The organism is Bacteroides faecalis (assembly GCF_003865075.1).
Classification (GTDB): Bacteria; Bacteroidota; Bacteroidia; order Bacteroidales; family Bacteroidaceae; genus Bacteroides; species Bacteroides faecalis.
The window spans coordinates 83,849-109,995 of sequence record NZ_BHWB01000001.1; the positions used below are offsets into that span (position 1 = coordinate 83,849).

General features: G+C 36.2%; 25 protein-coding genes and 1 pseudogene. 13 read left to right on the plus strand and 13 right to left on the minus strand.

Annotation, left to right across the window (positions count from 1 at the left end):
• Positions 1-87: 87 nt before the first annotated feature.
• Positions 88-1,068: a glycosyltransferase family 2 protein gene (locus tag EJF25_RS00365; RefSeq protein WP_125039553.1), complete on the minus strand. Its 981-nt coding sequence runs from the start codon at positions 1,066-1,068 to the stop codon at positions 88-90.
• Positions 1,069-1,261: 193 nt separating this feature from the next.
• Here EJF25_RS00365 and EJF25_RS00370 point away from each other — a divergent pair, with 193 nt between their 5' ends.
• Positions 1,262-3,598 carry a glycosyltransferase gene (locus tag EJF25_RS00370; protein WP_125039554.1) on the plus strand — a complete coding sequence of 779 codons (2,337 nt, stop codon included), beginning with the start codon at positions 1,262-1,264 and terminating at the stop codon, positions 3,596-3,598.
• 17 nt (positions 3,599-3,615) lie between these two features.
• On the opposite strand, the gene EJF25_RS00375 is transcribed toward EJF25_RS00370, so the two are convergent.
• From EJF25_RS00375 to EJF25_RS00390, 5 genes are all read right to left on the minus strand, one after another.
• Positions 3,616-4,698 carry a glycosyltransferase WbsX family protein gene (locus EJF25_RS00375; RefSeq protein WP_025074684.1) on the minus strand — a complete coding sequence of 361 codons (1,083 nt, stop codon included), beginning with the start codon at positions 4,696-4,698 and terminating at the stop codon, positions 3,616-3,618.
• Between the two features lie 758 nt (positions 4,699-5,456).
• Positions 5,457-5,714, minus strand: coding sequence for a hypothetical protein (locus EJF25_RS00380; protein WP_125039555.1), 258 nt, complete (start codon positions 5,712-5,714; stop codon positions 5,457-5,459).
• A 155-nt stretch (positions 5,715-5,869) separates the two neighbouring features.
• On the minus strand, positions 5,870-6,025 hold the full coding sequence (locus tag EJF25_RS24755; protein WP_160119350.1) for a hypothetical protein: 156 nt from the start codon (positions 6,023-6,025) through the stop codon (positions 5,870-5,872).
• Positions 6,022-6,417, minus strand: a complete 396-nt coding sequence (locus EJF25_RS24760) for a hypothetical protein (protein WP_125039556.1) — start codon at positions 6,415-6,417, stop codon at positions 6,022-6,024. The genes EJF25_RS24755 and EJF25_RS24760 overlap by 4 nt, the downstream gene beginning before the upstream one ends.
• 72 nt (positions 6,418-6,489) lie before the next feature.
• Positions 6,490-6,735, minus strand: coding sequence for a hypothetical protein (locus tag EJF25_RS00390; RefSeq protein WP_125039557.1), 246 nt, complete (start codon positions 6,733-6,735; stop codon positions 6,490-6,492).
• 1,073 nt (positions 6,736-7,808) lie between these two features.
• Here EJF25_RS00390 and EJF25_RS00395 point away from each other — a divergent pair.
• Complete coding sequence (locus EJF25_RS00395) at positions 7,809-8,621, plus strand: glycosyltransferase family 2 protein (RefSeq protein ID WP_125039558.1); 813 nt, start codon at positions 7,809-7,811, stop codon at positions 8,619-8,621.
• Here EJF25_RS00395 and EJF25_RS00400 read toward each other — a convergent pair.
• Positions 8,616-9,599 carry a glycosyltransferase gene (locus EJF25_RS00400; protein ID WP_125039559.1) on the minus strand — a complete coding sequence of 328 codons (984 nt, stop codon included), beginning with the start codon at positions 9,597-9,599 and terminating at the stop codon, positions 8,616-8,618. The genes EJF25_RS00395 and EJF25_RS00400 overlap by 6 nt on opposite strands.
• 194 nt (positions 9,600-9,793) lie before the next feature.
• On the opposite strand from EJF25_RS00400, the pseudogene EJF25_RS00405 reads away from it, so the two are divergent.
• The 6 genes and pseudogenes from EJF25_RS00405 (at position 9,794) to EJF25_RS00430 (ending at position 15,133) form a co-directional block, all read left to right on the plus strand.
• Positions 9,794-10,602 (plus strand): annotated as a pseudogene (locus tag EJF25_RS00405) (glycosyltransferase family 2 protein).
• A 2-nt stretch (positions 10,603-10,604) separates the two neighbouring features.
• Entirely contained in the window at positions 10,605-11,654 is a 1,050-nt protein-coding gene (locus tag EJF25_RS00410; protein WP_125039560.1) for a pyridoxal phosphate-dependent aminotransferase, read from the plus strand.
• Entirely contained in the window at positions 11,651-12,382 is a 732-nt protein-coding gene (locus tag EJF25_RS00415; RefSeq protein WP_125039561.1) for a phosphocholine cytidylyltransferase family protein, read from the plus strand. The genes EJF25_RS00410 and EJF25_RS00415 overlap by 4 nt, the downstream gene beginning before the upstream one ends.
• A 20-nt stretch (positions 12,383-12,402) precedes the next feature.
• The gene (locus EJF25_RS00420) at positions 12,403-13,215 is read left to right on the plus strand and encodes a LicD family protein (RefSeq protein WP_125039562.1); all 813 of its coding nucleotides are present in this window, start codon (positions 12,403-12,405) and stop codon (positions 13,213-13,215) included.
• A 41-nt stretch (positions 13,216-13,256) separates the two neighbouring features.
• Positions 13,257-14,393: a glycosyltransferase family 4 protein gene (locus EJF25_RS00425; RefSeq protein ID WP_125039563.1), complete on the plus strand. Its 1,137-nt coding sequence runs from the start codon at positions 13,257-13,259 to the stop codon at positions 14,391-14,393.
• Complete coding sequence (locus EJF25_RS00430; protein ID WP_125039564.1) at positions 14,390-15,133, plus strand: glycosyltransferase family 25 protein; 744 nt, start codon at positions 14,390-14,392, stop codon at positions 15,131-15,133. The genes EJF25_RS00425 and EJF25_RS00430 overlap by 4 nt, the downstream gene beginning before the upstream one ends.
• A gap of 9 nt (positions 15,134-15,142) precedes the next feature.
• On the opposite strand, the gene EJF25_RS00435 is transcribed toward EJF25_RS00430, so the two are convergent.
• Genes EJF25_RS00435 through EJF25_RS00450 form a run of 4 tightly spaced genes read right to left on the minus strand, consistent with a single transcriptional unit; the run spans position 15,143 to position 18,748 of the window.
• Positions 15,143-16,054, minus strand: coding sequence for a lipopolysaccharide kinase InaA family protein (locus tag EJF25_RS00435; RefSeq protein ID WP_125039565.1), 912 nt, complete (start codon positions 16,052-16,054; stop codon positions 15,143-15,145).
• Positions 16,055-16,098: 44 nt separating this feature from the next.
• Entirely contained in the window at positions 16,099-17,079 is a 981-nt protein-coding gene (locus EJF25_RS00440) for a glycosyl transferase family 90 (RefSeq protein WP_125039566.1), read from the minus strand.
• A 28-nt stretch (positions 17,080-17,107) separates the two neighbouring features.
• The gene (locus EJF25_RS00445; protein ID WP_125039567.1) at positions 17,108-18,139 is read right to left on the minus strand and encodes a glycosyltransferase family 9 protein; all 1,032 of its coding nucleotides are present in this window, start codon (positions 18,137-18,139) and stop codon (positions 17,108-17,110) included.
• 3 nt (positions 18,140-18,142) lie between these two features.
• Positions 18,143-18,748 (minus strand): DUF4254 domain-containing protein, encoded by a 606-nt coding sequence (locus tag EJF25_RS00450; protein WP_125039568.1) that lies wholly within the window; start codon positions 18,746-18,748, stop codon positions 18,143-18,145.
• A gap of 117 nt (positions 18,749-18,865) precedes the next feature.
• On the opposite strand from EJF25_RS00450, the gene pdxB reads away from it, so the two are divergent.
• Positions 18,866-19,912 (plus strand): 4-phosphoerythronate dehydrogenase PdxB, encoded by a 1,047-nt coding sequence (gene pdxB / locus EJF25_RS00455; RefSeq protein WP_125039569.1) that lies wholly within the window; start codon positions 18,866-18,868, stop codon positions 19,910-19,912.
• 121 nt (positions 19,913-20,033) lie between these two features.
• On the opposite strand, the gene purN is transcribed toward pdxB, so the two are convergent.
• Positions 20,034-20,621 (minus strand): phosphoribosylglycinamide formyltransferase, encoded by a 588-nt coding sequence (gene purN, locus EJF25_RS00460; RefSeq protein WP_125039570.1) that lies wholly within the window; start codon positions 20,619-20,621, stop codon positions 20,034-20,036.
• Between the two features lie 149 nt (positions 20,622-20,770).
• Here purN and EJF25_RS00465 point away from each other — a divergent pair, with 149 nt between their 5' ends.
• From EJF25_RS00465 to rnc, 3 genes are read left to right on the plus strand one after another with little or no spacing between them, the layout of a single operon-like run.
• Positions 20,771-21,007 carry an acyl carrier protein gene (locus tag EJF25_RS00465; protein ID WP_025074670.1) on the plus strand — a complete coding sequence of 79 codons (237 nt, stop codon included), beginning with the start codon at positions 20,771-20,773 and terminating at the stop codon, positions 21,005-21,007.
• An 18-nt stretch (positions 21,008-21,025) separates the two neighbouring features.
• Positions 21,026-22,288, plus strand: coding sequence for a beta-ketoacyl-ACP synthase II (gene fabF, locus EJF25_RS00470; protein WP_025074669.1), 1,263 nt, complete (start codon positions 21,026-21,028; stop codon positions 22,286-22,288).
• Positions 22,289-22,291: 3 nt separating this feature from the next.
• A complete protein-coding gene (gene rnc / locus EJF25_RS00475) occupies positions 22,292-23,272 on the plus strand; it encodes a ribonuclease III (RefSeq protein ID WP_200832843.1) in 981 nt (326 codons plus the stop codon).
• Here rnc and EJF25_RS00480 read toward each other — a convergent pair.
• Entirely contained in the window at positions 23,214-24,224 is a 1,011-nt protein-coding gene (locus EJF25_RS00480; RefSeq protein ID WP_125039572.1) for an ATP-dependent 6-phosphofructokinase, read from the minus strand. The genes rnc and EJF25_RS00480 overlap by 59 nt on opposite strands.
• Positions 24,225-24,359: 135 nt before the next feature.
• On the opposite strand from EJF25_RS00480, the gene EJF25_RS00485 reads away from it, so the two are divergent.
• Positions 24,360-25,871 carry a GH3 auxin-responsive promoter family protein gene (locus EJF25_RS00485; RefSeq protein WP_125039573.1) on the plus strand — a complete coding sequence of 504 codons (1,512 nt, stop codon included), beginning with the start codon at positions 24,360-24,362 and terminating at the stop codon, positions 25,869-25,871.
• Positions 25,872-26,147 lie beyond the last annotated feature (276 nt).

The following is a 26,147-nucleotide window of genomic DNA, read 5'->3' on the forward strand; positions in this document are numbered from 1 at the left end:
AATAAAAAATGCTATAGCAATTCCTAGCAGGAAGGCTATAGCATTTTATGCTTTACCGGAATATTCACATTCAAAAACGGCTATATATCATTTACGGTAGTGCTTCCAATAGTAAATCAACCACATATATGTGATCTTCCTTACACGCCTATAGACCCATCGATCTATTTCATCAGAAGAGAAATCAAGCCACAGTTTCATTTTAGTTCGCATATCCTTAATTTCTTCCTTATCCTTAATCAGTTTGGCGTCTTTCATAAAATCAGTAAAACGACAAAAACAAGTTTGTACAATCTGACGAACAACTCTTGCTCTTTCTTCTCCTACAAACAAATCATTTTTCTTTATGAATGCCAATCTTGGATATTCAGCTAAAAAAAAATGATATTGCTTAACCTTATCAACAGTATGACAAATACTTCCTTCCCTTTGGAGATAAAAATAATAATCTCGATCAATCCATACCACTTTATTACACTGTGCTATCAATTGATATATCATAGCATGATCCTCCCAAAAAACTCCCTCAGGAAATAATAAATAGTCAAATAAATCCTTTTTAAACAGTTTCGTGCATGAAGAGCTACTAATCTTCTCAGATATAATATCTTCTACAACTTCTTTCGAAATACGTTCAACTATATTCCCTGAATTTGGATAAATATGCTCTATTCGTCCATCTTCATACTCATAACAAAAATTACAATAGGACACATCTGCATGATAAGTTTCCATGCCATATAGTAAATCCTGATACATCCTTTCATCAATATAGTCATCACTATCTACAAAGCCTACATATGGGGCCGTTGCAACTTTAATACCTGCATTTCTAGCGATAGAAAGCCCAGCTTCTGAAAGGTGAAGCACCTTTATGCGAGAATCTATCCTAGCATATTCATCGCACATAGCAGGCGATGCATCTTCCGACTTATTATCAACCAGAATAATCTCAATATCTTTCAAAAGTTGATTACGCACTGATTCTACACAACGTTTCAGATATGGAGCTGTATTATGGACTGGAATAATAACACTTACACTATATTGACTTTTAACATCTTCCATCTTCAATAATGAGTTATATAATACTTAACAAAACAGAGCCTATAATTCACAGAAAGCTAAAAAGTTAATGACAAAGATAAGAAAATCCATTAGATTTATATCAATCTTTGGCACTTCTATTTTTTCTTCATACCTTTGTCTCGTTATGCTCACTCTAAATGTAGTAAGACTTCACTTTAAATATATCTTAACTATGGATGTCGATATTGTAGTACCTATTTATAATGCGTTTGATTTTGTCAAGAAATGTATTGAAACGGTGGTAGAATATACAGATCTTACCAAACATACCTTATTGCTTATCAATGACAAAAGCACGGACGAAAGAATCTTGCCTTTATTGAATTCTTTTATAGAAAACAATAAAGCTCTAAATATCAAATTAATAGATAACAAAGAGAATCGAGGTTTTGTCGGCACGGTGAATATTGGTATGCAATATTCACAACATGATGTTATTTTATTAAATAGCGACACAGAAGTTACAAAAAATTGGCTTCTTAAAATACAGAATTGTGCATATAGCAAATCAGCAGTAGCAACAGTTACCCCATTGTCCAACAATGCAACTTTAGCATCTGTACCTGATTTCTTATCAGAAAACGTATTGCCTCCCAATATAACTGTAGATGAATATGCTGAAATCGTTGAAAAATGTAGTATGAACTTGTTTCCGGAAATTCCTACAGCACATGGATTCTGTATGTACATTAAGCGCGAAGCAATAGACGATATTGGTTTTTTCGATGAAAAAACATTTGGGAAAGGCTATGGTGAAGAAAATGACTTTTCTTATCGATGCTTACAAGGTGGATACAGACACTTGCTATGCGACAATACCTATATTTACCACAAAGGGAGTCAGTCATTCTCACAAGAAAAAAACGAATTAATAAATTCCCACCTACAAATATTAAAAGAAAAATATCCTTCGTGCTTCGCGAACACAGAATCTTTCGTACAACAAAATCCGATTTTAGAAATACAACAGAATGTTCGTTATGGAGTTGAACTGTATTCTAAAAAGAATATATTGATTATTATACATGAATTCAAAACAATAAAAGAAAAAAATATTGGTGGTACAACATTGCACATATATGACCTGATAGAAAATATGCGAGATGAATTCAATTTCCATATAGTCTATTATTCTATTGATGAATTCAAATATTATGTAAGCTCTTACTTCTCATCCGACAAGATAACGAACATATTATCACAAACATATGCTCCATATACGACATTAAACCTTTACAATGACGCTTTCAAAAAAGATATTGAAAAACTTTTATCAGTTTTAAGGATAGACTTGATACATATCCACCATCTGAGAAATATGTATTTAGATATCTTTCAGGTAGCGGAAGAGAAAAATATCCCTATTATATATACGTTACATGATTTCTACTCATTATGTCCTTCTATAAAGTTATTCAATAAAGAGACTTTTTTATGTGATTATACTAATTCCAAAGGATGTAGTTCATGCATTTCACAGAATTTCAGACAAAATGTCAATTTCATTCCATTATGGAGAAAAGAATTCTACAAAAGTCTTCAAATAGCCCAAAAGATTATCGTCCCTTCTTTTAGTACTAAGGAAATAATCCTGAATATATACAAAGATATAGAAATAGACGTTATTGGACATGGATATGATAAAATAGATAAAAAAAAGAACTATAATTACTCCAATAAAAAGATTCAGAAGAGATTCAATATCGCTTTCATTGGCGGAATCTCAGAGGAGAAAGGATTGAAATATTTGGAAGGAGTTATTTCGGAAGCACAAAAATCAGATATAACAATTCATCTTTTTGGAATGGCTGGAAATAAAAGATATAATATTAGCACACGAAATTATATCTTTCATGGTCCTTATATGCAAAAAGATCTACCTAACTTATTATTAGAAAATGATATTAAATTAATCTGTTTAATGTCTATGTGGCCCGAGACATACTCATACACCCTATCAGAGAGCCTAATTTCTGAAATTCCTGTAATTACATTTGATTTAGGAGCAATTGCAGAACGAGTAAAAGCCATTGATGCCGGATGGATCTTACCAATAAACAGCACGTCAAAAGATATTTTTAAACTCATTCGAGCTATCAAATCTGACTATTCAGAAGAATATAAAAAGAAAATTGAAAATATCAAGCACTATTTGAAGGGAATGAAGTCCACCAAAGACATGGCAAATGAATATGCAGATTTATACAATAAATTAATAAGTAGATTTCCCATTTCACATCTTGATCCAAATGAAATACAATCAAAATTAGAATTTTACAAAAAAAGTAGAGAACTCCATCCGTTAAAAATAAAACAGATGATGGAAGAGAAAGAATATAAACTTGTAAAGAACAATATTAAAAATCCTATTTCTCTTAAACAAGCTTTTAAAGAAGTGAAAGATTATCGTAATACTTATACTGACAGTAAATGGCGAAATAAAATTCTTTTAAAATTCATATGGTATCGATTTTTATACATAAATCCTTGCCGCTGGATATGGAAATAAAAGACTTTAAAAAAAATTCATCTCAAAGCCTTTCGAGTTTCTTCTAGATACTTTAATCCCCATTTTAAATCAGGCTCTAGATGATTCCCTTCCGCCCATTCATTCCATGCATTAATAAAAATAAAATTCTCATCTTTACTGAAAGGAACAAATTTATCTACTACCGAATGAAGCCATTCACCGTACTTTTCTGGAGTGCTCCCATCCATAATAAACATCTTTTTTTTCCTCCGAGAAGTATTGTCCCACATAGGAGTTACTCCAGGATACATTTTATAATCTGGGAATGGTATTTTAGATACATAATTTACATATTCTGAGTAGTCTACTATCCTCTTCTTGCACCGATTAAACAGATGACGATTCAAATTATAAGCAAACTTTCGCAACGGATTACTCTTCTTCTGAAAAGCATCCAACTGGTGGGTAAAAGGTTGAAACTCTATAGCAGCATCAAATCCATCCCGTAAATACTCTTCTCCATAACAGTCGACCGTTTCAACACGACACAAATACAATTCAATGCCACTATGAATAGCCTCCTCCCTCCAAATCTTTATAGTCTCTTTCATATTTGGAAAAAGCATCGAGCGATAGATTAAAAAAACAGGTTTGCCATCTACCTTAATATAACGAGAATCATTAAACACATTACTCAATAAATAACGAATATGCGCCCGATCATCTTCTTTTGAATAATTTTGAGCAATCAAAACATTCCGACTTCCTCCGTCCCATGCACGAGTCCAATTTTCATTAGCCCAACAAAGCATAAATGGAAAATCGGGCTTACCTGAAGATAGGACTTCCTTTAAAGGTCTTTGCATTAACTGATGTCCATTGAACCAGTAATGATAATAACAGAATCCACTAATTCCATATGTTTTTGCCATTTCTGCTTGCTGCTCACGAACCTCAGGAACTCGTAAATCATAAAAACCTAAGTCCGCGGGCAAATGTGGTTGATAGTGTCCTCGATAAAGAGGTTTAGCCTTAACAACATTTCTCCATTCCGTAAATCCTTTTCCCCACCATTCATTATTTTCTGAAAATGGATGATACTGTGGCAAATAAAATGCTATGACTCTTTTGTTAATCATATTATTGAACAATTACAATTCAAATTATTATCTTATCCTAAACTATCGTTTCAAATGTATTGGATGTAAAAATAAGCATTTTTTTTTATTTTATATGTCACATCATCTCACTTTCTGATTAAAATAAAATATCCAAGAGATTAAATGATAATAGAGATTTAAATGCTAAAACAAATTTAATTGATAATATCTGTATCTTACCATAGTGGTTAAACACGTAAATATCAAGAATCCACAATATTAATTGCGCATAGCATATATTAAAAATTAATACTTGTAAAAGATGTACTAGAAGTATTAAAAAATATGGAAGAATTACCCTAGTGATGTGGGAGAGTTTCTCGAGTGATGCGGAAGACTTTGGTACCAAATAGAACTAAAATTCTACGAAAGGAAGACTTTAAATTTGTATCGATTACTGTATATAAATATTGATAAAATATTTAAAAACTACTGTATTAAGAAAAGCAATTATACCAAAAGCGCCATTATTATATTATACCCATTGATTATATGTAACAGTATACTTATCACCATTTTTTTAAGTCTCACTCATTAAATATAATAGCTTCTTTAAATTCTATATTTACATAAAAACACTTTTATCCTAATTAATTAGACAAAGGGAGAACGTAACATGCTATTCCTTCATATTTCCATTGACCACCGCCATAAGTAGGACTAAATGCAACTGTATAAAGATGATCTATACCATTCCAAGCTCGATATAAAGGAATAGAGTTCGCAACTGGTTCAGCCTATACATATCCTAATACTTGACCGTAGTATTTATCACCCTCTATACCTCCTGGATGATATCCTGTCTCATAATAATGATCCTCCCCATTCCAATAGTCATAAAAAGGAACAGTACCTAGAACCTGTACATTATAAATAACAAAAGCCGCTCCTTCATATTTCCAATTATGATCACCACCATAAATAGGGCTATACGCTTGAGAATAATAATGATCTATTCTATTAACACTTCGAAATACAGGAGCAATAGGAAACACATCCTGCTTTCTTTTTTCAATATTCCTTAATGTAGCTTGTTTTATTTGTTCTTTTTTTATTGGGTCTGTGATTAATTCATTAAGCGGTATCGCTTTATCCCAAGCAATATCAACGAGAGCTGAATTCCTTGTTGTTATCGAATTTTACCAAGCACCTAAATCAATATAGGAGGAGTTCCAGTACTTGGAGAATAAACAGAATAAATAGCTTGTCCACCAGAAGACTCGACAAAAAGTGTCCAATCTTCATTTTGCTTCGTATTAGTCTCCGTTACCGTTACATCTTTATCAGCAGATACACCAAACTTCAAAATTTTAGTAAATGTTCCATAAAACCCGATTTTACAACCACCTGTTTCATTGTAGAAGAACTTTCTGTATAAATCAAAGAACGATATATCAAATTCAATCGCTCTCCGATTGATATATCACAAAGCAAATGAGTTCCATAAACTTCCACAAATTGATCTGGAGTATAATTGCCTAAACCGCCCACGAAAGTATATAACAACAATTTCCTTAATTCCTGTATAGCATAATTAAATCGAAAATATTTTATACGAAACACTTGATCATGACTAGCAAATGAATACATTGAAGAATAAGAAAATTTCGAAGTGAAACTCCTATTCATTGATAAAGTTCCACCAAATAAAAAGTTCTTCTTCTCTAGATTTACACCAGATGTATCATCTGTGCTCAAAGACACTCCTGTTTTTCAACAATATCCTTCATATACTCCTCAGCATTAGCCCCATAGTAGAATCTGCCACTACTACCAAAAGCCAACAAACATGTCAACTTTGTTCATATCAATCACAGGAAGCCGCACAGCCACATCACTTAAATTCGATTCTGTAGCATCATAACTCATTCCTAATACATCATAGCGTCCGTCGCCACCAGCACAAATTCGTAGCACATCAGAAGACAAATTGGCCTCTACAAACTCTTCCACATATTCTTCATCATTACATGAAATAAAGAATAACACACTTAAGAATAACAACGTAGTTCTCATAATTCTTCAAATTATTAAAATTATTCAATAGAAAATACATTTTTCTAAAAACAAATAAACACATGATAAAATATAAAGCTATTTGATTATTATATATTTATCCATTCCTTTTTCATGTAAGACTTTAGAAATTAGTCTATTTTTCTAAAAGATTAATCTTTTCTCAGAGAACTAATTTTAAGATATACTACAAATACAGTGATTAATTTAATAAGTTGAATATATTTTTCATAAAAATATTTTTATCGTATAAGGTTTATTGTCACCCATGATTTTAACGTTATATAAGGTTCAAACTGAAGATACACATCTGACTCGGATAGAATATTGGTTATTAAAATTATAGCATTCACATGGACCATCTGTGCCAGAAATATAAAAGCACCCACTAAATAGCACCAATAAGAATACTAAAAATGATATAAAAGCAAAAATATATATTCAAACATGGACTCGAAAAGATTTCTAACCAGTTATTAAATCTTTACTAAAAATTCCGATAAAATATATTTCATATTTTGTCATGTACTCAGAAATCTGATATATGTACCAATTGCAGTTTTTCTTCACTTTAGGAGGATTTCTCGACATCTGCATGCAATTCTCAATTAATTTAGTTAATTCATGAGGAAATACATCTTGCTTTAAGACAATTTCCATCTTGGATGGAAAAATGTTGGTGAGAGTGACGAAGACTTGAGCGAAACTTGATACTGTTCAAGACATCCCCCCAATAATATTAACAAATATACAATTTTATTTACACAAGTATCTTCTTTACATTGGAATATTACAGTGTTGGCCTCTTGTAGTGCCAAAACCTAGAGTGAAATACTAAAAAGAATAGTCATGCACAATGAAATACAGAGTAAATCCGTTAGTATTATCAGACAGGATATCTTGAATGAAACAATCCAGAAACTTATTAATCAGTTATTTAAATCAAATTTGAACAAGCGCTTAGTAAATACGGATAATTATAAAAAAAGAAAAACCTTATACAGAATTTGCACAAATCCAAAAAAATCACGAATATTGTATCGAAAGAATATACTTCAAACAGCATCTAAACAATGAATAAAGGAATCGCTATATCATTTATTATTTCCACTTACAATTGGCCTGAAGCACTAGAACTTAGCTTGCATAGTATCTCGCATCAAACGATATTACCATCTGAAATTATCATTGCCGATGACGGTTCTGATAAAAGAACAGAAGCTGTAATTCAAAAATTTGCCTCGCAGACCTCTATTCCAGTATTCCATATGTGGCATGAAGACAATGGATTCCGTAAGGCAATCGTTCTAAACAAAGCCATTCAAAAGGCAAGATATGACTATATTATTCAGATTGATGGAGATATCATAGTGGACAAGCATTTCATAGAGGATCATTTGAATGCTACGGAAAAAGGATGCTTTATCAGAGGAACACGTGCTAATTTAAGTGCCTCCATGAGTACCGATATTCTTGCTAAAAAGAAAATATCCTTTAATCATAAAATAAAGCTCATTGCCAAACAATTGCCGAATGCATTACGACTCCCTCTGCCTATCGCTTCCTTATGCACTCGTAAAGAACAATCAGGCAAAAAAGTAAAAGGATGTAATATGTCTTTTTGGAAAAAAGATCTTTTAGCTGTAAATGGATACAATAGTCTGTTACAAGGATGGGGACACGAAGATGAAGAATTAAGTTGGCGGCTTGTGAATAACGGTATTAACAAAAAGATTATAAAATTCTCAGCCATTGCTTACCATATTTATCACAAACAGTTACCACGCACACAAGAACCATCACACTGCATAATCTTACAAAAAATAATACAAGAGAAAACGACTTGGACAAACGAAGGTATTAAAAACAAGACCACTCCTTCATAATCTGTCGCGAGTACGTGTCAGCAATCCAGGCAAACAAGGAGCCATTAATTTATAAAACCGTTCAATATAGTAATCCAATCGACTTCCTTGTAACAATTCCCGATAACTGGCTAACAGTTCTTCACGTATATTCGCAGGAACACGCATTCTTTTTATTTCTTTATAAAAAGAGCCATGTATTATTCTTCTCTTACATTTTGGCATCAATGGAAGCTGTTTCTCCGTTACGCTTACTATTTGCATTGCTTCCTTCACACCTTGTCCCAACACATTTGCATTCGCTATGGTACTACTCGAATGAATACGAAAAAAGTTCAGCTTATCATAGATTTCTATGACCATCCCTTGACGAGCCATCTCAATCCAAAAAAGCCAATCGCCACAATAGCGCATAGTAAAACAAGGACTTCCTTTTATCTGTTCAAAACATGATTTCTGGAAAACAGCTCCACTTGCATTATAAATATAATTGCGCCAATAAAGATTATGCTCAATATAATCCGCTCCCTCAAATACTGCCATCCCCGAAGAATGACGCAACTGCTTGGAAGTCCATCTATCAAAATCTTTACAGATAAGATTTCCGAATTCGTTTATACAATGCGCACCTATAAAGCAAAAAGAAGCTTCAGGATATTGATTTAATGCCGCAACGGCCTTTTCCAAGAATATGGGTTCGGCAGCATCATCACTTTCAGCTATCCAGATATATTTACCACGAGCCAGCCGAATTCCTTTTTCCCATTGAATAAAGGGGCTTCCAGTATTTTGGGCATTTATCTCGATATGGCTTATATGCTTATTATCCCTATAATCATTTAAGATGGAAACACTATCATCCGTCGACGCATCATCTAATAATATGATCTCAAAATTTGTATATGTCTGAGATAGTACCGACTCAATGCGTTGCCGCAAAAAACGAGCATAATTATAATTAGGAATGATCACGCTAACCTCCACTTGACGATTTTCCATTACAAAACGTATGATTAGTTTGTATTATTATAAAATTATAGACAAAGATAAAGATATTATTTTTAGAAAGAATGCTAACTCCCTATTATTTAGCAAAAAAGCCTTTTACACTTGTTACAACCAAATAAAATACCTACATTTGTAGGATTTTAAGATAACCCCCTTAGCTATTTAACTAACTTAGTAATTAATTTATGAATAAACCGACGGTGAGCAATATAACGACATCGCTAATTATATCAACTTATAATAGAAGCGACGCATTAGAGTTATGCGTTAAGAGCGTGCTACGTCAATCTTTTCTTCCTGATGAAATTATCATTGCCGATGATGGTTCAAAGGAAGACACAAGAAAACTAATTCATCAATTGGCTGTTTCTTCCGTAGTTCCTATCATTCATGTCTGGCATGAAGATTTAGGATTCAGATTAGCATCCATCCGCAATAGAGCGATAGCGAAAGCATCCAAAGAGTATATCATACAAATAGACGGAGACATTGTTTTACACAAAGATTTTGTGAAAGACCACATCCGTTTTGCACAAAAAGGTAGTTTCGTGACCGGCAGTCGAGTACTTATCAAGGAGGCTCTGACAAAAAAATGTTAGCTGAGAAAAACTATATTATTTCAATCCATGACAAAGGCACGAAGAATACAATCAACGGAATACATCTACCTTGGCTAAGCTCTCTGTTGCAACGCTACAGGCAATCGGACATCTCTTACTCCAGAGGATGTAATATGGCTTTTTGGAGAGAAGACTTGCTGAGAATTAACGGATATAATGAAGAGATTACCGGCTGGGGAAGTGAAGACCACGAACTGGTATGTCGGCTCATCAACAGTGGAGTACGCAAACGTACAATCAAATTTGCAGGAATCGTGTTCCACCTCCATCACGAATTACACGGGACGGACAATCTCAATAATAACCGTAATATTATGAATGAGACAAAAGCCAAGAAATCAACTTGGTGTGACAAAGGAATCATACAAAACTAAATATGAAAAAGGATTTGAATTTTCTAGATCGGAATGAATTTAATTACGAACCATCAAAAGAAGTAGTAGAAGCATTAAAAAATTTCGATATAAATAAGTTATGTTTTTATACCCGGATTTATGATGAAGGGAAAAAAAGTATACTTTCAGTTTACCTGTCAGAACTATATGATATTGATGAAACACAAGTTTTGTTAGGATATGGAGGAGAAGATATATTAAAACAAGCAGTCCATTATTTTCTCACAGAAGAAGTTGGCAATAAGACAATGCTCATCCCTAAGTTTTCTTGGTGGTATTATAAATCTATCGCCGACGAAGTGAATGGACGTACGCTACAATATCCGCTTTACGAGGAAGGGAATACATTTAAATATGATTTCGCAACATTAAAAGAGATGATACAAAAGGAACATCCAAAGATATTACTTTTGGCTTCTCCCAACAATCCGACAGGCAATGGGCTTACTCCCGATGAACTGGATGAATTATTGGCACACGTACCCTCTACTACTACAGTCCTGATTGATGAAGCATATGCTTCATTTGTCTCAACCGATACCTCCTATATAAAGACTTTAATCGACAAATATCCTAACATGATTATTTCAAGAACTTTATCCAAATTCTATGGATTGCCGGGACTGAGGATGGGATTCGGATTCATGAGCAAGGAACTAAGCCGGTTTAGCAAATACAGTAATAAATATTTGGGATACAATCGGATATCGGAAGACATAGCCATTGCCGCATTAAAATCTGATGCACATTACCGGAATATTGCCAAATTAATGAATGAAGATCGCACCAAATATGAAAATGAAATTGGTGTACTTCCAGGATTTAAAGTGTATAAGTCTGTCGCCAATTTCATCCTAATCAAATATCCTATAGAACTAAAAGAGGCTCTACAAGCAGCGTTCAGCGAACAGAGCTATAAAGTGAAATTCATGAATGAACCGGATATTAATACACATCTGAGAATCACATTTGGTCGCCCGGAACAAAACCGGATAGTTATTGATACAATTAAAAAAATTGCCTCTAAATGAAAGCTGTTATACTAGCCGCAGGGATAGCTTCACGCTTACGTCCACTGACTGATACAACCCCTAAATGCCTTCTAAAGATAGGAGAAAGATGCTTATTGGAACGGGCATTTGATGCATTGATTCAAAATGGTTTTAATGAATTCGTTGTCGTCACCGGATATAGACAGCAACAAATTGTAAATTTCCTAGAGACGCACTATCCGCAACAAAAAATAACCTTTATCTACAATGAGCAATATGCATCAACGAATAATATTTATTCGTTGTGGCTCACCCGACCTTATGTGGATAAAGAGAATATCCTTTTACTAGACAGCGATATTATTTTCGATTCACAGATTGTTACCAACTTGCTTAAATCTGATAAAGAAGATATTTTAGCACTCAACTGTCACGAGTTAAGTGCAGAAGAAATAAAAGTGATTGTAGATAGCGAGCAAAAGGTGAAAGAGATAAGCAAAGTATGTTCCATTACAGATGCAATAGGCGAATCTATTGGTATAGAAAAGATATCGGCATTATACACCGAAGCTTTATTCCGTGAACTTGAAGTTATGATTGAAAAAGAGGGATTGGATAATATTTTCTATGAACGTGCTTTTGAAAGACTGATCCCACAAGGATACTGTTTTTATGTATTGGATACCACCCAGTTCTTCTCGGCAGAATTGGACACAATAGAAGATTTCGAACAAGCAAAGAAATCAATTCCTGCCGAACTATACTAACTTAAAAATGAAAGACTCTCATGGCAACTTATGACATACGTCCTTTACAACTCCGTATCTTAAAGATATTACTTGCTATCGACAAGGTATGTAAAGAACACCATTTGCGCTATTATATCATGGCAGGAACTATGTTGGGAGCCGTTCGCCACAAGGGATTTATCCCATGGGACGATGACTTGGACATCGGGATGCCTCGGGCTGATTATGATCTGTTAATGGCAAATTCCCATAAATGGTTACCTGAACCATACGAAGCAGTGTGCGCAGAAAATGATAAAGAATATCCGTTGCCTTTTGCTAAGATTCAAGATGCCAATACTACTTTGATAGAACGGATGCACCTTAAATATCTGGGAGGTATCTATCTGGATGTTTTTCCTTTGGATGGAGTACCAGAAAGTCATTTCCAACAAAGAATACATTTTGCAAAATACGAATTCTATAAACGTGCATTATACCTCATCCATCGTGATCCATACAAGCATGGCAAAGGACCAAGTTCATGGGTACCTTTATTGTGTAGAAAACTGTTTACCCCAACAGGTCTGCAGGAATCTATAAAAAAAGTAATGACCCGATATGACTTCGACCAAAGTGCTCTAGTCTGTGATTATGACGATGGCATGAAAGGTATCATGTCCAAAGAGATTCTGGGGGATCCTACTCCCATATCTTTCGAGGAAGAAGAAGTATGGGGAGTACAAGAATATGACACCTATCTGACACAAAAATACGGGGATTATATGACTATTCCCAAACAAAGTGGACAAAGACAACATAATTTTCATTATTTGGACTTGAATAAACCTTATCGTGAATTTCATGTCTAAATATATAAGTTAAGTGACAATACTAAGAGACAACAAATAAGATGAAAATTGGCTTTGACGGAAAACGTGCAGTACAAAATTATACCGGATTAGGTAATTACAGCCGCTATATTGCGGAAATTCTTTGTCGTTTCTATCCGGAAAACAGTTATCTTTTATATGCACCGAAAAAGCGGGATAATAAAAGACTAGAAAAACTGACCGAACAATTCCGCCAGCTAAGCATCATTTACCCCAAAGGAACCTTCTGGAAGAAACTAAGTTCTATCTGGCGTATCAAAGGAATAACAAGACAATTGGAAGAAGAAGAGATTAATTTATTTCATGGACTCAGCAATGAACTTCCTTTGAATATTCATAAAAGCCCTATAAAAAGCATTGTTACTATACATGATTTAATTTTTCTAAGATTTCCTCAGTATTATCATTTTATAGACAGAAAGATATATACCTACAAATTTCGCAAAGCTTGCGAAAACGCCGACCGTATTATCGCAATCAGCGAATGTACCAAAAGGGACATTATAGACTATTTTCAAATACCTGCTTCTAAAATAGAAGTAGTATACCAAGGTTGCGATCCTATATTTGAACAAACAGTCTGCGAAGAAATCAAAAAAGAGATACGTAATAAATACCAATTGCCGGCACGATTCATACTAAATGTAGGAAGTATTGAAGATCGTAAGAACTCTTTATTAGCAGTACAAGCATTACTGCAATTATCTAAAGACATTCATCTCGTAATTGTAGGGAAGCGTACTCCATATACAAAAAAGATAGAACAGTTTGTGAATGATCATCATTTAACGAAAAGAGTACATATCTTTAGTAATATACCATTCAGCGATCTGCCAGTTTTCTATCAATGTGCTGAAATATTCACTTATCCTTCTTATTTTGAAGGTTTTGGGATACCAATTATAGAAGCATTACATTCCGGTACACCGGTAGTAGCAGCTAAAGGATCTTGTCTGGAAGAAGCAGGAGGACCGGATTCTCTCTATATAAATCCGAATAGTGTAGAAGAAATTGGAGTTGCATTTAATAGAATATTAAATGATAACAGCCTCAGGCAGAAAATGGTGGAAAATGGAAAGCAATTTGTGAAACGATTTTCTGACCAAGAACAAGCGAAATTAATTATGAACATTTACGAAAAAACGTGTAAGCTATGACAAATCAACCTTCCGTTATTACCGAAAAAGTTCTTGTTTTACACGTAAAACAAGGTTATGAAGAAAGAGCCAAACACATTGAAAAGATGTTGGGTGAATTGCATATTCCCTTTGAGTATATTTTGGATGGGGATATCAAAGATATTACACCGGAAGTTCTGCAGAAATACTTTAAGAATGAAGGAAAAGAAAACATGTATGGGGGTACAGCCAAGACTTCATGTTGCTATAAACACTTTCTTGCATACGAATATATTCTAAAGAACAACCTGAAAGGAGCTTTAATATTGGAAGACGACTGTATCTTAGATAAGAAATTCACTACAATATTCAATCAATGCATGAGAGAATTCGAAAATATGCCAATCAAAGATATTTTTATTTCTTTCGAGAACAGCAGACTAAGATTTATACCCAGAAGCCAGAGAGTCAAAGGACAATATTTGTACAAAGGAGATAAAGATAGAATGACTGGAGCATACTATATCAGTCGTGGTGCAGCAGAACAGATAATGAATTATGTAGCAAAGCATAAATGCGAAAGACCTATTGATTTGTTACATTCCTTATTGATTAAGGAGGATAATTTCCCATATTACTGGTGTCAGCCTACTATTGCATCTCAAGGAAGTTTTACGGGAAAGTTTCATTCATCTATTTCTTCCAAAAAAGAATTCTGTATATGGGCTTCTTGGAAGTTTAAATTAACTTATAAACAACTGCTTTATTTTCTAAGATAATAACCCGTATCAATCAGCATATTCGGGAGAAAAGACATGACGATAGTCATATTGAGAGAAGTAAGTGTGATACATTTGCTTCTCTTTTTTATATAACCAACGAGATAAAGGAGATGACTCTCCTAATAATTTACGCAATCTACGGAAAGTCTTAAAATATAAAATTATACTCGGAATATGTCGCCCATGAATCTTCTTTACAGCACGACGGAATGTAAAATCGGCAAAGAATCGGTCACTGTACCAAGTGGCACGTTCTTGCATTTTCTTCACATCCCAACCAAGAATAGAAGCATATTCACCTACAATATAGTTCAATACTTCACGGGAGTTACATAGACGACGCAAATTCTCAGCAACAGTTTCACAATCTACCTGTGACACCAGGCACATTCTATTCACATCGACTAATGAAAAGGAATAACCCTCTTCAGATGAATGTATCAAAATGTTGCCGGGAGAATAATCTAAATGAAGAATCCCGGCGCGATGCAAATCGACAGTATAACGGGCGAAAGCCTTTAACTTTTCTTCATTACCGGCAACAGTACCACTCATCAAACTACGTACTGTCTCGCCATCATCATACCGACAAATATAATAACTATTAGTCAGAAGTCCCAAGTGGTACTGTTCAATCACAGCAACCGGTTCAGGACTACAAAACCCATGATTTATAATTTCTGTAGAATAAATATAAGAACGAACCGCTTTTGACTTACGAAAAAAAGAATAAGCAACACGATTGATGATATGAGGCCGCATAAAGCTCTTAACAACTACTTCTACATCACCGATAAATGCTCTCCTCAAGACATTACGAGCTTCATATATCACCTCGCCTCTTTTCTCAAAAAGCTCGGGAATATGTTCGATTTGTTCCTGAAGGTATTCGTATTTCGGATTAATAGTTGTTCTCATATTTCTCATTTAACTCAAATATATTGTTTTTTTCAATCTTCCTTTCACCTTGCAAGCTTTTGTCCTGTTGCCTTAAAATATTTATTTAGCACCAACAAAGATATCAAATCTTCTCGACTTTTATCCTTAAATTGTGAAACATATTCGTTAGCATGCTTTATTATTTGTTGTGCTTCATCAATATGTTCAATATAATAACATAAACGTAATTCTAAATCCGAGAAATCCGGTTTTATTTCAATATAATGGTAATCCGGAATCAACGTACCTTCCATAAACCATGTCTCACAAGTGGGACGTGGCATAACAGCAATCGAATTAGAAGACATGATCCATTTCAGGTTACTGGCTACATCATTTCCTTCAAGCGCTAAGATGAATTTATAGTCCAAATGTTCTCTGATCGTTTTTTTCTCAGTTTGCCATTCTTGAGGATCCGTCGTATTCTTACTTACATCTCCCAAATCGCACATTGGATGATGGAAATACATCTCCATAAAGGCTCTACGTGATGCTTTGCCTTTCACTTTTCCACGAAAAATAAGTTTATCTTTCTTAGCTGTAAATGGTTTCTTATCATTTACAAATATAAAATGACGGACTTTATCTAACTTCATCACAACTGAATTCTCATTGTTCTCGGTCAATGGACGACTCTTCACAATAGAAGGATATTCAGGAACGTGAGTTACATCTCCCGGACAAAAGCCCCATCGATACGAATCCGGAAACCAACGGGTGTATTGATAGGTATCGAAGAAATAAACTTTCTGACCACCCATTTTATGCTCTGCAAGATGAGGGGCAGATAAAGGTAATTGAACAATACCTGACAGTTTATTATAATAATCTACACGTTTCTCGATATATTCTTTGTCTTCCCTACAGGATAAAGAAGCGAGTCTCCTATACAAACGCATCCGAAACAGAAGTTTTGGCATCACAAGTCTCCAAGCATTTACCGAATAATAAATGATTTTGGGATTCTTTCCACTACGCAATTTATATAAAAGTTTATTCTTCATCTCATCCAATATATTGGGGGTATTTTTTCTAGTGAATGATTCCTTCAATCTTAGCAATCACTTGTTCCGGTTTTATCTCCCTCAGACAAGCATAATCACCTCGCCAGCATGGTTTCTGACCATATACAGAACAAGGGCGACAAGACAAATCAAGCTGCACCGTATTGACAGGAAGCTGTTTCCAACCCATAAATCCGGCATACGGATGAGTAGCTCCCCAGACAGAAACAACTGGGATGTTTACCAACGAAGCCAAATGCATATTAGCCGAATCCATTGAAAGCATTACGTCCAGATGACTCATCAGATTCAATTCCGTACGCATATTCAGTTTACCGATCATAGAAACTACAGAAGGATATTTGGCCGTCCATGAATCAAAAATTTCCTGTTCACTTCTACCACCTCCAAACAAGAAAACCTGAACATCCGGATTGGCTGCAAAGTAGGCTACAACCTGTTCCTGCAACTCAATCGGATAGATCTTTCCACGATGTTTGGCAAAAGGAGCAATTCCAATCCATTTCTGATTTCCTTTTGGTCCTGTAACCGGTTCAATTTCCGAGAAATCGCCCTTTCCCTCTCCATAGATAGAAGAGAAATTCAACAATACCGGAAAGCCTAATTCTTCCAATACATCAGCATACCGACGGAAAGAACTCTTTTGATTCTCCAAAACTTTATGATGACGGCGAACTAATTTTTTCTTTCCTGTCCTCCCCTTCCTAATAGAAGCAACAGGAATATTAGCCAACCGAAATCTTAAACACAAATACTTGGAACGTAATACATGATGAAAATCCGCCACATAATCAATATGTAACCTTTTCAATTGAGAATAAAGCGAATTTAATCCCCATATTCCTTTATGTTTACCGGTCAAATCGGCACCAACAAAACTGACATTCGACGGTAATCCTTCAAAAAGAGGTTGCCATACCGCACGACTCAACACAGTTATTTTGTGTTGTGGGTACTGTGTGGCTAACGAATGAATCACCGGAATGGTCATTGCAACATCACCAAGAGCAGAAAAACGGATAATCAGAATATGCGCCATTCGTTATTTCTTAGCATAAAGCACCGGGTTCAATGCCGGGTCGTTATACATCTTCATCTGTTTATATACTTTCATATATTTTCTTCCTCCCTCAATATCTCCCAGCAACTGGTCGATAGCAGAAGAAAGATCTTTCTTCTGTTCAAGAAGAATATTTAATTTAGTACGACATTGAGCACGATGCTCTTCCGTAGTGTCAGTACGCTCCACTTCCTGTTGCATGTGATAAATTTTCAATGCAAGAATAGAGAGACGGTCGATTGCCCACGCAGGACTTTCTGTGTTGATTGTGGCATTCTCCAGTGGTGTTACACCTTTATATTTGTCCAAGAAATAGCTATCTATCAACTCTACCAAATCGGTACGATCCTGATTAGATTTATCAATCCTCCGTTTCAGTGCCAAAGCTTCTACCGGATCAATTTGAGGATCACGAATAATATCTTCAAAATGCCATTGCACCGCATCAATCCAGTTCTTCAAATATAGATAATATTCGATAGACTTCAATTCGTAAGGATTGTTCATCGGAGCATCCACACTATCTGTTACATGATAATCGTTAGTCGATTTCCAGAAAATATCATTGCAAAGGTTACTAAATGTCATAATCTTAAGATACTAATAGGTATATAATAGGGCAAAGCTATGTAATATTTTTCAGACGAGCAACCGTTTTTTACTTTTTTATTTCCTACCTTTGCTTAACTAAAAGCGAAATTGTATATGAAAATTATTGTAGACAACAAGATTCCTTATATAAAAGAAGCTGTTGAGAAAATTGCAGACAAAGTGATTTACATACCGGGAAAAGACTTCACTCCGGAGCTTGTAAGAGACGCTGATGCTCTTATCATTCGTACCCGCACGCATTGCAACCGAGAGTTGCTAGAAGGTAGTCAGGTTAAATTTATCGCAACAGCAACAATTGGATTCGACCATATCGATACCACATTTTGTAAACAGGCGGGTATTGAATGGACCAATGCACCGGGATGTAATTCTGCTTCAGTAGCACAATATATACAATCGGCTCTCCTGATCGTACAATCTTACCAGCATAAAAGGCTAAGCGACCTGACTATCGGGATCGTAGGAGTAGGAAATGTAGGAAATAAAGTAGCCAAAGTAGCACAAGATTTCGGTATGCGGGTCCTGCTCAATGATCTGCCAAGGGACGAAAAAGAAGAAAGCACCTCTTTTACTTCTCTACAAAAAATCGCTGAGGAATCTGATATTATCACTTTCCATGTACCTTTATATAAAGAAGGTAAGTATAAAACATTTCATTTGGCTGATGATTCATTTTTTCGTTTGCTGAAACGGAAACCTGTTATCATAAATACGTCCCGTGGGGAAGTTATAGAGACGAGTGCGCTATTGAAAGCACTGAAAGATCATTCTATTTCGGATGCAGTCATTGACGTATGGGAACATGAACCGGAAATTAACCGGGAATTATTAGATAAAGTATTAATAGGTACCCCACATATTGCAGGCTATTCGGCCGATGGAAAAGCAAATGCGACAAAGATGTCCCTAGATTCAATATGCAGGTTCTTCCACATCGAAGCCGATTATGAGATCACTCCGCCGACACCTATTACTCCGAACATATACGCAAAGACTCATGAGGACGCCTTACTTCAAATCTATAATCCGATTGAAGACAGCCAACGATTAAAAAAGCAACCGGAACAATTTGAGACTTTGCGAGGTGATTATCCTTTAAGAAGAGAAGAAAAAGCTTATAAGATTCTCATTAACGCTTAGACAGCCTCATTCAATATCAAACACCGAAATATTCCACATCAAAGAATATTCTTTTGATTTAAAAGGAAAAAATTCCATCCAATGAAGGATCAAACGCCACAGTTTCTTCCTTTAATTAATATTATTCCAAAGCAGTCACCGACTTCAACACTAAATCTTCTATCACAAGAGGAAAATGCTCATATTCCAATACGTGCACTTTCTTTGCCACACTTTCGGGAGAGTCATCCGGCAGCACAGGACAAGTAGCTTGAAAAATAATACTCCCCTCATCATAATGTTCATTAATATAATGTATAGTAATACCAGTTTCCTTTTCAGCCGCTGCTACCACTGCTTCATGAACACGATCACCATACATTCCCTTTCCGCCAAACTTAGGCAGAAGAGCAGGATGTATATTTATAATTTTATTGGGATAAGCATGCAAAAGCAAGTCAGGCACGCGAACAAGGAAACCGGCGAGCACTATAAAATCAATATGCGCTTCTTGCAATACAGCCAGAATCTCATCTCCGGCTATCCAATCTTCCTTGGTAAACACACTACAAGATACTCCTAAACGATATGCACGCTCCAAAACATAAGCATCACTTTTATTGGAAAGTACAAGTGATACCCGAATGGAATCATTTTTTTGGAAATACCGGATTATATTCTCAGCATTTGTGCCGGAACCGGAAGCGAAAATAGCGATATTTTTCCTCATAACTCACGATTTCTATGCACAAAACAGTGAAAAATGTGCAAAACCCTGCATTTATTTAATCAAATATTTGCGCAAAACGATAAATATTCATTCCTTTGCACCGCAAATTTAAAGAAATAAAACTAATTATTAATTAAAAACTTAAAGTTATGTCTGAAATTGCATCAAGAGTAAAAGGGATTATCGTTGATAAATTAGGCGTAGAAGAGTCCGAAGTTACTAACGAAGCAAGCTTTACTAACGATCTGGGAGCAGATTCTCTTGACACTGTAGAACTTATCATGGAATTCGAAAAAGAATTCGGTATCTCTATTCCTGATGACCAAGCTGAAAAAATTGGTACTGTAGGTGATGCTGTATCTTATATCGAAGAACACGCTAAGTAATCATCCGATTTCATCAATATGGAATTAAAAAGAGTGGTAGTAACAGGTCTTGGCGCCATTACTCCCGTTGGCAATAACGTTTCCGAGTTCTGGGAAAACCTTGTGAACGGGGTTAGTGGAGCAGGACCTATTACTCATTTTGATGCGTCGCTGTTCAAGACTCAATTTGCATGCGAAGTAAAAAACTTCGAGGTGACGAAATATATCGACCGCAAAGAGGCAAGAAAGATGGACCTGTATACGCAGTATGCCATTGCTGTTGCCAAAGAAGCTGTTGAAGATTCCGGTCTTGACACAGAAAAAGAAGACCTAAACAGAATCGGTGTTATTTTTGGCGCCGGTATCGGTGGTATACATACATTTGAAGAAGAAGTAGGCAACTACTACACTCGTCAGGAAATGGGTCCGAAATTCAATCCGTTCTTCATCCCTAAGATGATCTCGGATATTGCAGCCGGACAAATTTCTATCATGTATGGCTTCCATGGTCCTAATTATGCGACTTGTTCAGCATGTGCAACTTCTACCAATGCCATTGCCGATGCTTTCAACCTGATTCGTCTGGGAAAAGCAAACGTAATTGTATCCGGTGGTTCCGAAGCGGCTATCTTCCCTGCCGGTGTAGGTGGTTTCAACGCTATGCACGCTCTATCAACTCGTAATGACGATGCAACGAAAGCTTCACGTCCGTTCAGTGCAAGCCGCGATGGTTTCGTAATGGGCGAAGGTGGTGGTTGCTTGATCCTGGAAGAACTGGAACACGCTAAAGCTCGTGGTGCAAAGATCTATGCAGAAATTGCCGGTGTAGGTATGTCTGCTGATGCTCATCACCTGACAGCTTCTCATCCTGAAGGTCTGGGTGCCAAACTAGTAATGAGAAATGCGTTGGAAGATGCAGAAATGGACCCAAAAGAAGTAGACTACATTAATGTACATGGAACATCTACTCCGGTGGGTGATATTTCTGAAGCAAAAGCTATTAAAGAAGTGTTCGGTGATCATGCCTATGAACTGAACATCAGTTCTACGAAGTCTATGACAGGTCACTTGCTGGGTGCTGCCGGTGCGGTAGAATCTATTGCAAGCATCCTTGCTATCAAGAACGGTATCGTTCCTCCGACTATCAACCACGAAGAAGGTGACAACGACGAAAACATCGATTATGACCTTAATTTCACGTTCAACAAAGCTCAGAAGCGCGAAGTTAATGTTGCCTTGTCCAATACATTCGGATTCGGCGGTCACAATGCATGTGTTATCTTCAAGAAATACGCAGAGTAAATCGTGTTACGTAACAAAATAGATAAGATAAGACTCTTGTTTCGTAAGAATAGAGAGTCTTATTTTTGTTTTTACCGGATACTTGGATTTTATCCACGTAATATCCATATCTACGAACAAGCACTCTTGCACAAGTCAACTTCTCTCCGTTCGGAAAAAGGGCGACCTTTGAATAACGAACGATTGGAGTTTTTAGGTGACGCCATCCTCGACGCCATCGTGGGAGATATTGTCTATAAACGTTTCGAAGGAAAAAGAGAAGGATTTCTCACAAATACACGTTCTAAAATCGTACAACGGGAGACTTTGAACAAACTTGCCGTAGAAATCGGCCTGGATAAACTTATCAAATATTCTACCCGCTCTTCTTCACACAACAGTTATATGTACGGTAATGCTTTTGAAGCATTTATCGGTGCCATTTACTTGGATCAGGGATATGAACGTTGCAAACAGTTTATGGAACAACGGATTATCAACCGATACATTGATCTGGATAGTATCTCACGCAAAGAAGTAAATTTCAAATCGAAGCTCATCGAATGGAGCCAGAAAAACAAAATGGAGGTTTCGTTTGAGTTGATAGAACAGTTCCTCGATCACGACTGCAACCCTGTTTTCCAGACTGAGATACGCATTGAAGGACTTCCTGCAGGAACAGGAACAGGATATTCGAAAAAAGAATCTCAGCAGAATGCTGCACAAATGGCTGTTAAAAAGGTAAAAAACACAGCATTCTTAGTGTCCGTCAATGAAGCTAAAACACAACGTATTATGTCGGCACAAGTAGAAGTGATACCGGAAACAGAATCTACTGAGTTAGAAGATAAGCTACCGGAAGAGAACGACCCCCCATTGGATGCCAATGAAGTTACTACCGAAGTAGTTTCCTCTGCCGAAACGACAGCAGAAGCTTTGGAAGAGCCTATCCAAAGCAAATCCCCATACGACGCCCCTGAATCACCAGATCGTGATCCTCAGTAACTAATTTCAGTTTACCCGCCACTTCCTCAAGAGGGATGGACGAAATATCATTCCCCTGTAAAGACACCATACGCCCAAATTGCCCGTTAGCAATAAGCTCCGTAGCATGACCTCCCATCCGGGTAGAAAGGTTACGGTCAAAAGGAGTAGGCGAACCACCCCGCTGGATATATCCAAGTACAGTTTCACGAGTTTCGATACCTGTCTCATATTCTATTTCCTGAGCGATAAACTCAGCAGCACGTTTGCGTCCGTCCGTCCGAATACCTTCCGCCACCACAACAATAGAATAAGGCTTTCCTTTTTTCAATCTTTCCAGAATGGTGTTTCCGATGGCTTTAATATTATAAGGAATTTCAGGAACAAGGATCACATCACCGCCACCTGCCATGCCCGAATATAAAGCAATCCATCCGGCTTTATGCCCCATCACCTCGATTACCATCACTCTTTTATGCGAACTTGCGGTAGAATGCAGACGGTCGATTGCATCGGTAGCAATGCTTACTGCCGAATCGAATCCAAAAGAAATATCCGTTCCCCAAATATCGTTGTCTATTGTTTTGGGCACAGATACGATATTTACGCCCAGAGCGGCAAATTTAGCAGCTGTTTTCTGAGTTCCATTTCCTCCGATACAAACAACGCAGTCCAAGCCCATCTCCTGAATATTATGTAAAATAAGTCCGGGTTTATCAACATCCGAAACGACTCCCCCTTTCTTAAAAGGCTTTTCACGGGAAGTGCCCAGCATTGTTCCGCCGAGATTGAGCAGTCCGGACAACGACTTATCTGTAAAAGACTCCACATCTTTTGTTAGGAGCCCTTGGAAACCACTATGAATACCTATTACTTCCATTCCATAATAATTAATCGCTGTTTTGCAAACGCCACGAATCGTAGCATTTATACCGGGACAGTCTCCTCCAGAAGTCAGGATTCCAATTCTCATTGTCGTTTTATTAGTCAAAAATTCGGGAATTATATGAAACACGTTAATTTTAACGATTATTTCCGTCGTAAAGATAGAAAAAAAAGATAAATAAGGTTACTTTTGCACGACTAAACATTATATGCTAAAGCAGAAATGAATATTACAAAAATCATAAGTAAGATTTTCGATTCCCGTTTAAAACAAATAGATCTTTACGCTACTCAAGCTAGCGATATACAGCACCGGGTGCTGAACCGTTTGATAACTCAGGCTGCTCAAACAGAATGGGGAAAGAAATATGATTATTCCTCTATCCGCAATTATGAAGATTTCAGAAAGCGTATTCCAATACAGACTTACGAAGAAATCAAACCGTATGTAGAACGTTTACGCGCAGGAGAGCAAAACCTGCTTTGGCCTTCGGAAATCCGTTGGTTTGCCAAATCATCCGGTACAACAAATGATAAAAGTAAATTTCTTCCTGTCAGCCAGGAGGCGTTGGAGGATATTCACTACAGGGGAGGGAAAGATGCTGCTGCACTTTATTTTCGTATCAATCCGAATAGTCAATTTTTCTCAGGAAAGGGATTGATTTTAGGAGGTAGTCACAGTACGAACCTGAGTTCCAATCATAGTTTAGTGGGCGACCTTTCTGCCATTCTTATTCAAAACGTTAATCCGCTGATTAACTTTATTCGTGTTCCCAGCAAGAAAATTGCATTGATGAGCGAATGGGAGACAAAGATTGAAGCGATTGCCAATAGTACGATTCCGGTAAATGTGACCAATTTATCGGGTGTACCTTCATGGATGCTGGTACTCATTAAACGTATTCTTGAAAAAACAGGAAAGCAAACATTAGAAGAGGTATGGCCTAACTTGGAGGTATTCTTCCACGGTGGAGTATCTTTTACACCTTATCGCGAACAATACAAGCAAGTCATTCACTCACCAAAAATGCACTATGTAGAGACTTATAATGCTTCTGAAGGGTATTTCGGTACACAGAACGATCTTTCCGATCCGGCTATGTTATTGATGATTGATTACGGAATTTTCTATGAGTTTATTCCACTGGAAGACGTCGATAAGGAAAACCCACGTATATATTGTCTAGAAGAGGTAGAACTCAACAGAAATTATGCATTGGTTATTTCTACTTCCTGTGGTTTATGGCGATATATGATTGGTGATACAGTGAAGTTTACCAGCAAGAATCCATATAAATTTATCATCACAGGACGGACTAAACATTTTATCAATGCTTTTGGAGAAGAATTGATCGTTGATAATGCTGAAAAAGGGTTAGCTAAGGCTTGTGCTGCAACAGGAGCCCAAGTAAGCGAATATTCAGCAGCACCCGTTTTTATGGATGAGAATGCTAAATGTCGTCATCAATGGTTGATTGAATTTGCTAAAATGCCGGACTCGGTAGAAAAATTCGCTGCTGTTTTGGATACCACACTGAAAGAAGTAAACTCTGACTATGAGGCAAAACGCTGGAAAGATATTGCTTTACAACCTTTAGAGGTAATCACGGCTCGTCCGGGGCTGTTTCATGATTGGTTGGCACAAAAAGGGAAGTTGGGTGGACAGCATAAAGTGCCCCGATTAAGTAATACACGAGAATATATCGAGCAAATGTTACTTCTTAACAACGAATAGCAACTAATAACAAGATATATCAAAAGAGCCATTGTGCTTATTAAGACAAGCCACTAATAATATTCACAGTTAAAGTAAGTTCCAATAGATGATACTTTCAGTTTCAAGCCTCGAAACTAAGTGTTTCAACTATTGGAACTATGTGTTTCATATAGTGAAACTTTTAGTTTCATATAAGGAAACCAATGGTTTCAAGCGCTTGAAACTTTTAGTTTCATAGGCTGAAACAAAGTGGTTATTATTAATCGGATATTGTGTATTAATCGCTATTATGTA